This is a genomic window from Streptomyces sp. NPDC054932 (assembly GCF_053610205.1).
The window spans coordinates 42,900-50,849 of the sequence record NZ_JBSGXU010000043.1; the positions used below are offsets into that span (position 1 = coordinate 42,900).

At 71.2% G+C, this 7,950-nt stretch carries 5 protein-coding genes and 2 tRNA genes; 5 read left to right on the top strand and 2 right to left on the bottom strand.

All coding sequences use genetic code 11. The features are described from left to right. Positions 1 to 28: 28 nt before the first annotated feature. Positions 29 to 598 (bottom strand): PPA1309 family protein, encoded by a 570-nt coding sequence (locus tag ACWGE1_RS14970; protein ID WP_453420916.1) that lies wholly within the window; start codon positions 596 to 598, stop codon positions 29 to 31. Between the two features lie 127 nt (positions 599 to 725). Between ACWGE1_RS14970 and ACWGE1_RS14975 the strand changes: the two genes are divergently transcribed. The 3 genes from ACWGE1_RS14975 (at position 726) to ACWGE1_RS14985 (ending at position 5,810) form a co-directional block, all read left to right on the top strand. After that, the gene (locus ACWGE1_RS14975) at positions 726 to 3,608 is read left to right on the top strand and encodes a UPF0182 family membrane protein (protein ID WP_453420922.1); all 2,883 of its coding nucleotides are present in this window, start codon (positions 726 to 728) and stop codon (positions 3,606 to 3,608) included. Between the two features lie 64 nt (positions 3,609 to 3,672). Continuing rightward, positions 3,673 to 3,746: transfer RNA gene (locus ACWGE1_RS14980), tRNA-Met, on the top strand. 201 nt (positions 3,747 to 3,947) lie between these two features. After that, positions 3,948 to 5,810 (top strand): tetratricopeptide repeat protein, encoded by a 1,863-nt coding sequence (locus ACWGE1_RS14985; protein ID WP_453420917.1) that lies wholly within the window; start codon positions 3,948 to 3,950, stop codon positions 5,808 to 5,810. A gap of 210 nt (positions 5,811 to 6,020) precedes the next feature. On the opposite strand, the gene ACWGE1_RS14990 is transcribed toward ACWGE1_RS14985, so the two are convergent. Next, on the bottom strand, positions 6,021 to 7,097 hold the full coding sequence (locus ACWGE1_RS14990) for an FAD-dependent oxidoreductase (RefSeq protein WP_453420918.1): 1,077 nt from the start codon (positions 7,095 to 7,097) through the stop codon (positions 6,021 to 6,023). An 89-nt stretch (positions 7,098 to 7,186) separates the two neighbouring features. On the opposite strand from ACWGE1_RS14990, the gene ACWGE1_RS14995 reads away from it, so the two are divergent. Together ACWGE1_RS14995 and ACWGE1_RS15000 are read left to right on the top strand one after the other, a co-directional pair. Further along, complete coding sequence (locus tag ACWGE1_RS14995; RefSeq protein ID WP_453420919.1) at positions 7,187 to 7,801, top strand: TetR/AcrR family transcriptional regulator; 615 nt, start codon at positions 7,187 to 7,189, stop codon at positions 7,799 to 7,801. Between the two features lie 47 nt (positions 7,802 to 7,848). After that, a tRNA-Met gene (locus ACWGE1_RS15000) sits at positions 7,849 to 7,922 on the top strand. The last annotated feature ends 28 nt before the right edge of the window (positions 7,923 to 7,950 follow it).

A 7,950-nucleotide genomic window follows, 5' to 3' on the forward strand; every position in this document is an offset into this window, starting at 1 on the left:
TGACGGCCGGACCCGCGCCGGGCCGGACCTACGAGAAGGTCGCCGCCAGGGCCTCGGCCAGGCCGGGCACCAGGCCCGCACCGGTGAGGACCTCCGTCGAGGAGTCCTTCTCGCGCAGCCGTACGGCCGACTCGCGCGAGCCGTCGCGCAGCACGGCCACCGTGAGGCGGACCTCCTGCCGCTCCGGGTGACCGGCGACCCACTTCGACAGCTGCTTGTCGTTCAGGCCCTCCGGTACGGAGGCCTCCGCCGACGGCGGCAGCATCAGCCGCTCCACCGTGAGCGCACAGCCGACGACGGCGTCGGGCCAGGCGATGGTGCCCAGGAACTTGTCGAGCGGGGTCCCGGCCGGGACCTCGTCCTGCTCGATCGGGGTGAGGGAGGACTTGCCGGCGTCGTCCTGGTCGAGACCGAGCTGGCTCGCGAGCCGCGGCTCCTGCTTCTTGAGCCGGGCGGTGTCGACGAGCGCGAAGAGCCGCGCGGGCTTGTCCCAGCCGAGACCGGCCGCGTACTCGTCGATCTCGAGGCAGGCGCGGGTCAGCGGACTGGCCGCCATGGGGGTGCCGGGGGAAGGCGAAAGGTTGGACATGGGCAACATCCTGCCTCCTTTCCACCCGATACCGGGAACTGACCGAAGCCTCAGTAAGTTGCATGAGTGGGCTCTACGATCGGGGGCCCGTTCATTACCAGACTCAGCTTTCGAGGTGCGCACCTTGGCTTTCCAGATGCCGGACCGCGGCGGAGGCCCTTCCGGGCCACGGATGAGAGTCGGCCGCCCCTCCCGGCGGGCGAGAACTCTCCTCATGACCTTGGGCGTGCTGGCCGTCCTGGCCATGCTCTTCATCATGTTCGCGGGCTTCTGGACTGACTGGCTCTGGTTCCGCTCCGTGAAGTACTCGACCGTCTTCACCACCACCCTGTGGACCAAGATCGGCCTCTTCGCCGTGTTCGGTCTGCTGATGGCCGGTGCGGTCGGGCTGAACATCTGGCTGGCCCACCGGCTGCGGCCGCCGCTCAGCGCGATGTCGATGGAACAGCAGAGCCTCGACCGCTACCGGATGAGCATCGCCCCGTACAAGAAGTGGCTGCTGCTGGGGATCGCCGTCCTCGTCGGCCTGATCGCGGGCGCCTCGGCGGCCGGTCAGTGGAAGACCTGGCTCATGTACGTGAACGGGGTGACCTTCGGTACGAAGGACCCGCAGTTCCACATGGACGTGTCCTTCTACACCTTCGACCTGCCCTGGTACCGCTTCCTGCTCGGCTTCGGCTTCGCCGCGGTCGTGCTGTCGGTGATCGCCGCGGCCGTCGTGCACTACCTGTACGGCGGACTGCGCGTGACCAGCCCGGGCGCCCGCGCCACCGCCGCCGCGACCGGCCACCTGTCGGTGCTGCTCGGCCTCTTCGTCACGCTCAAGGCGGTCGCCTACTGGCTCGACCGTTACGGCCTCGCCGTGAAGTCCAGCGACTTCAAGGCCGCCGACAACTGGACGGGCCTGCGCTACGTCGACGCGAACGCCTATCTCCCGGCGAAGACGATCCTCGTCGCCATCGCTGCGATCTGCGCCGTGCTGTTCTTCGCGACGCTGTGGCGCCGCACCTGGCAGCTGCCGGTCATCGGCTTCGGCCTGATGGTGCTCTCGGCGATCCTGATCGGCGGGCTCTACCCGGCGATCGTGCAGAAGTTCCAGGTCCAGCCGAACGAGCAGGCCAAGGAATCCCCGTACGTCCAGAAGAACATCAAGGCGACGCGCGACGCCTACGGCATCGCCGCCTCCGAGGTCACGGACTACCCGGGCTCCCCGCAGACGCAGGACCGCGGCAAGCTCCGCCCGCAGGCCGACAGCACGGCCAGCATCCGGCTCCTCGACCCGAACATCGTCTCGCCGGCCTTCCAGCAGCTCCAGCAGGTCAAGGGCTACTACGCCTTCCCGTCCACGCTCGCCGTGGACCGGTACAGCGGCCAGGACACGGTCATCGGCCTGCGCGAGCTGAACATCGGCGGCATCCCGAAGAACAACTGGATCAACGACCACTTCAAGTACACGCACGGTTACGGCGTGGTCGCCGCCAAGGGCACCACGGTCGGTGACCAGGGAGCCCCCGACTTCACCCAGTCCGACCTGCCCTCCAAGGGGATGTTCGGCACGGACTTCGAGCAGCGCATCTACTACGGCGAGCAGACGAAGCAGTACTCGATCGTCGGCGGACCGCAGAAGGAGCTCGACTACTCGGACGACAAGGGCGAGAAGGAGACGAGCTACCAGGGCGACTCCGGGGTCAATCTCGACAACCCGGTCAACCGGGCCGCCTACGCGCTCACCTTCAACGAGCCGCAGATCCTGTACTCGGGCGCCATCGGCGACGGCTCGCGGATCCTCTACAACCGCACGCCCAAGCAGCGCGTCGAGGCCGTCGCCCCGTGGCTGACCATCGACGGCGCGCCCTACCCGGCGGTGATCGACGGCCGGATCAAGTGGATCGTCGACGCGTACACGACCACCAACGGCTACCCGTACGCCTCGCGCACCACGCTGGGCCAGAGCACCGCGGACTCGCTGACCAACAGCCAGCGCGCGGTGGTGGCCCAGGAGAACCAGGTCAACTACATCCGCAACTCGGTCAAGGCCACCGTCGACGCGTACGACGGCTCGGTCGACCTGTACCAGTGGGACACCAAGGACCCGGTCCTGAAGACCTGGATGAAGGCGTTCCCGGGCACGGTGAAGCCCAAGGGCGACATCGCGAAGCCGCTCATGGACCACCTGCGCTACCCGCAGGACCTCTTCAAGGTCCAGCGCGAGCTGCTCACGCGGTACCACGTCACCGACCCGCAGACCTTCCTCAGCGGCAGTGAGGCCTGGGCCGTCCCGGACGACCCGACGACCAAGGCCGGTACGGCCGTTCCGCCGTACTACCTGTCGATGAAGATGCCGGGCCAGAAGGAGAAGGACCAGGTCTTCTCGCTCACCACGACGTTCACGCCGAACGAGCGGCCCAACCTGAGTGCCTTCATGGCGGTCAACGCCGATCCGGGCACCCCGGACTACGGCAAGATCCGCATTCTGAAGATGCCGACCAGCAAGCCGCCGGACGGCCCCGGCCAGGTGCAGAGCAAGTTCCAGTCCGAGCCGAAGATCGCCGAGTCCATCCGCCTGCTGCGCGGTGGTGACTCGGAGATCGAGTACGGCAACCTGCTCGCGGTGCCGCTCGACGGCGGAATGCTCTACGTGGAGCCGGTCTACGTCCGCAGCTCCGGCCTGAAGTACCCGCTGCTGCGCAAGGTGCTCGTGACCTACGGCGGCCAGACCGCCTTCGAGGACACGCTGGAGAAGGCGCTGAACGTGGTCTTCGGGGCCGAGGCCCCCACCACGCCGGTGCCCCCGGTCCAGCCTCCGGGTGACGGCACCGTCACGCCGCCGACCATCACGGACCCGACGGTCAAGGCGGCGCTCGCCGACGCGCAGCGTGCCGTCGAGGATGCCGAGAAGGCCCGGCAGGCCGGCGACTGGGCGGCCTTCGGCAAGGCCCAGGAAGAGATCAAGGAAGCGCTGAAGCGTGCGATCGAGGCGGAGGCGAAGCTGACGGCGCCCAAGCCGGCGGGCCAGTGATCAACGGGCCGGTGATCGCTGGGTAATGGTTCCACCCCGCGTCGTGATACTGTGGTTTCACCGACGCGGGGTGGAGCAGCTCGGTAGCTCGCTGGGCTCATAACCCAGAGGTCGCAGGTTCAAATCCTGTCCCCGCTACTGAAGACGAAGGCCCGGATCCATGGGATCCGGGCCTTCGTCGTGCCCGGGGCGGACACGCGGTAGCCAGGGAGGGTGAGTTGGCGGTGGAGCGTGTTTGACTTACCCCACTGTGGGCATGTCGACAAAACGCTGTAGTGACCTCACTGGCTGCGACATACCAGGTGTACGCGGGTAGCAGGTGATGCGACGATGGGATTTATGGGGGACAGGTCAACTCTGCTGGAGACAGGGCGGTTTGTGAGGGCGGAGTCCGTGACGGGCGCAGAGGCCGAGGGGGCGGCTCCGGTCGTCGACGCGCAGACCGCGCTGACCGATGCGGACTTCTTGGACAAGCACAGCGCGGAGGACATGTTCGCCGAGACCGACGCGGCGAGCGACGCCGAGCTGGAAGCCCGGCACCGGGTGGCCGCCGACAAGGGCGACCCGGGCGCCATGAGCGTGCTCGGTGCGCTGCTGCTGCGCCGCGGCGACCTCGACGGCGCCGAGCCGTACCTGCGGGGAGCCACCGGCGAGGGGGACCGCGCCGCCGCGAACAACCTCGGTGTGCTGCTGCACCAGCGGGGCTACCCCGAGGAGGCAGCCGGCTGGTGGCGCGTCGCCGCCGTCGCCGGTTCCGCCCCCGCCGCCCACGCGCTGGGACGCTACTTCCGCGAGCGCGGGGACGAGCCCGCCGCCGAGTACTGGATGCGGCAGGCCGCGGAGTCCGGCCACGCGCTGGGTGCGTACGGACTGGCCGACCTGCTGGAGCACCGCGGGGACAAGGGCGTCGAGCGCTGGTTCCGCGCCGCCGCCGAACAGGGGCACCGCGAAGCCGCGTACCGGCTCGCGAGGCACCTGCGCAAGGGCGACCCCGCCGAGGCCGAGCAGTGGTACCGGCAGGCCGCGGCGCGCGGGCACCGGCGCGCCGCGCTGCACCTGGGCGCCCTGCTGGAGGCGCGCGGCGAGCTCAAGGAGGCCGGGCGCTGGTACCTGACCTCCGCCAAGCAGGGGGAGGCGCGGGCGGCGTGCGCGCTCGGCTTCCTGCTGCGCGACGCGGGCGACGAGGAGAGTGCGGCCGTGTGGTGGCACCGGGCTGCCCAGGACGGTGACGGCAACGCCGCCAACGCGCTGGGCGCGCTGCACGCCGCGCGCGGCGAGACCCAGACCGCGGAGCGTTGGTACCGGACCGCCATGGACGCGGGCGATCAAAACGGGGCGTACAACCTTGCTCTGCTGTGCGTCGCACAGGACCGGACCGCGCAGGCCGAGCAGTGGTACCGGCGCGCCGCCTACGCCGGGCACCGCGAGGCGGCCAACGCGCTGGCCATCATGCTGCTCCAGGTCGGGGACGCGGCGGGCGCCGAGCCGTGGTTCTCCAAGGCGGCCGAGGCGGGCAGCGTCGACGCCGCCTTCAACCTCGGGATCCTGTTCGCCAGCCGGGACGAGGACCGCACGGCGCTGAAGTGGTACGAGCGCGCCGCATCGGCGGGCCACACCGACGCGGCGCTGCAGGTCGGCATCGCGCTGGTGCGGGACGGGGAGGACCGCGCCGCCGAGCGGCACCTGCGCTGCGCGGCGGGCGGCGGCAGCGCGGAGGCGGCCTTCCGCCTGGCCGCGCTGCTGGAGTCGCTGGCCCCGCCGCCGGAGCCGGTGGCCCTGGGCGAGCCGGTGGGCGGCGCCCCGCGCACCGAGAGCGAGGAGTGGTACGAGCGGGCCGCCGAGCTGGGGCACCGCCGGGCCCAGGTGCGGGTCGGCATGCTGGCCGCCGCCCGCGGTGACCTGGCGGTCGCCGCGCGCTGGTACCGGGAGGCGGCCGAGGCCGGCTCCCGCAACGGGGCCTTCAACCTCGGGCTGCTGCTGGCCCGCGAGGGGAACGAGCCGGAGGCCGCCCTGTGGTGGACCCGTGCGGCGGTGGCGGGCCACGGCCGCGCCGCCCTGCGCCTCGGCCTGCTGGCGGCCCGCCACGGGGACCTCGCGGAGGGCCAGAAGTGGTGCGTCCGAGCCATGGAACTGGGCCCGGCCGAGGTCTCGGAACGCGCCGCCCGGCTCCGCGAGGCCCTGGCCGAGGAACTCTCGGCCTGAGCCCCGGCGGGGCGCCCACCCCCTGGGGGGTGGGCGAAAGTCCCGCCTGGCCCGCGACGCCCGGCACGGCGCCCGGCACGGTGCCTCGCCGCGTTGTCGAAGTGCGCGAGTACGAACAGGTACGAGCTGCGCTTGTCCGCCTTGCGATGCACCGCGCCGGACGCCGCGGGCCGCGCCCTCCGGGCGCCGGCGCTACTTTGCGGACACTCCCTAGCGGTAGAGCCAGGAGGTGGAGCGGGCGTAGGCGTGCCGGAAGGCGATCGGCAGCAGCAGGTCGTTGACCCGGCGCCGCACCGTGCCCGGGGTCTTCGCGGCGCGGTTCGTCGCCGCGGACCGGTTCATCCGGTCCACCCGCGGGCGGCGCAGCCGGGTGTACTCGGCCAGGGCCCGGTCCACGCCCGGAACCGATGCCACGCACCTGGCCAGGGCCACCGCGTCCTCGATCGCCATCGACGCGCCCTGCCCGGCCCCGACCGGATGGGCCGCGTCGCCGATCAGGACGGTGCGCCCGTCGTGCCAGACGGGTACGTCCGCCAGCCGGTGCATCGGCATCGAGCGGTCGACGCGGGTGGCCGCCCGGATCAGGGACAGCGGCAGCTCCTCCTTGCCGTACAGCTCCGCCAGCAGGGCCCGGGTGACCTCCGCCGGGTCCGGGGGCTCCGGGGCGGGCACCTGGGCCGCCCACCAGACCGTGCCGTCCGCCGCCGGGACGCAGAGGAACGTACCTCGTCGGCCGAAGACGAAGTGGTAGGTGCCCGGATGGAGGTGCACGCCTTCGGAGACCCCCGACACGCAGTAGAGCCCGGCGTACTGCACCTGTGGCGCCGCCGGGTCCAGCGCCGAGCGGGTGGCGGACCAGATGCCGTCGGCCGCCACCACCAGGTCCGCGTCCAGGTCCGCCGGGTCCACCCGCCGCCCCGTCTCGATCCGGGCCCCGGCCGAAGCCGCCTCCGCGCGCAGTACTTCCACCAGCCGCCCGCGCAGCAGCGTCGTGCTGTGCAGGTCGTCCGAGGCGAGCCGGCCGCGCGGCACCTCCCCGAGGAGCTTGCCCGAGGAGGACCACATCCGCTGCAGGGCGACCGGGAACCCGGCGGCCTGTACCTGCGGGAGGCAGCCCAGGGTCTCCAGCCCCCGCAGCCCGTTGACGGCGAGGCTGAGGTGCGAGCCCACCTGCCCGGCCGGATCCTCGTACGCCTCGTGGACCGTGACCTCCGCGCCGGTCGCCCGGCGCAGGGCGATCGCGCTCGCCGCTCCGGCGACTCCGCCCCCGATGACTGACACACGCATGCCCGACCCCTTTCGCTGAATCAGTATTCACTGAACTTTGATTCGGTGAAACTCGGTTCAGTATGATGAGGCCGAAAAGGCGGAGTCAAGTGGGAGCGGGGATCGCGGTGGGAGTGCGCAAGGAGCGGGCGGCCGGCACGGAGGCGGCGCTCAAGGAGGCTGCGCGGGCGCTCTTCCTGGAGCGCGGCTACGCCCAGACGAAGATCACCGACATCACCAAGGCCGCCGGCCGGTCCACCGGGTCCTTCTACGAGCACTTCGCGGGCAAGGACGAGCTGCTGGACGCGCTGCTCGCGGACATGGGGGCCCAGGTGGACGCGGAGGTCGGCGCCCACGATCACCCCCGCGAGCACGACCTTTCCGACCGGGCGCAGCTGCGGACGCATGTGGCGGTCGCCTGGGACGCCTTCCGGGACCATCTGCCCGTCGTCGTCGCCCTCTTCCAGAAGTCCATGGCCGAACCGCCCGGCTCGGGGCAGGCCTGGGGGCGTCTCGTCGGGGACACCGCGCCGCTGCGCGAGCACCTCGCGTACATGCGCGAACAGGGCCGTGAGCTGCCCGGGGATCCCGAGCTCGTCGCCGCCGCGATGGGGGCGATGATCTCGATGCTGGGGTACGCCGCCCTGACCGGCGGGGCCGGGCTCGATGACGACGAGGTGGTGGAGACGCTGACGGCTCTCCTGCACCGGGGTCTGGCCGGTTAACCGATTTGCATCTGCCGGGGGCCTTCACGTAACGTTGGGTTTACCGACGCGGGGTGGAGCAGCTCGGTAGCTCGCTGGGCTCATAACCCAGAGGTCGCAGGTTCAAATCCTGTCCCCGCTACTGAAGACTCAGGGCCCGGATCCAATGG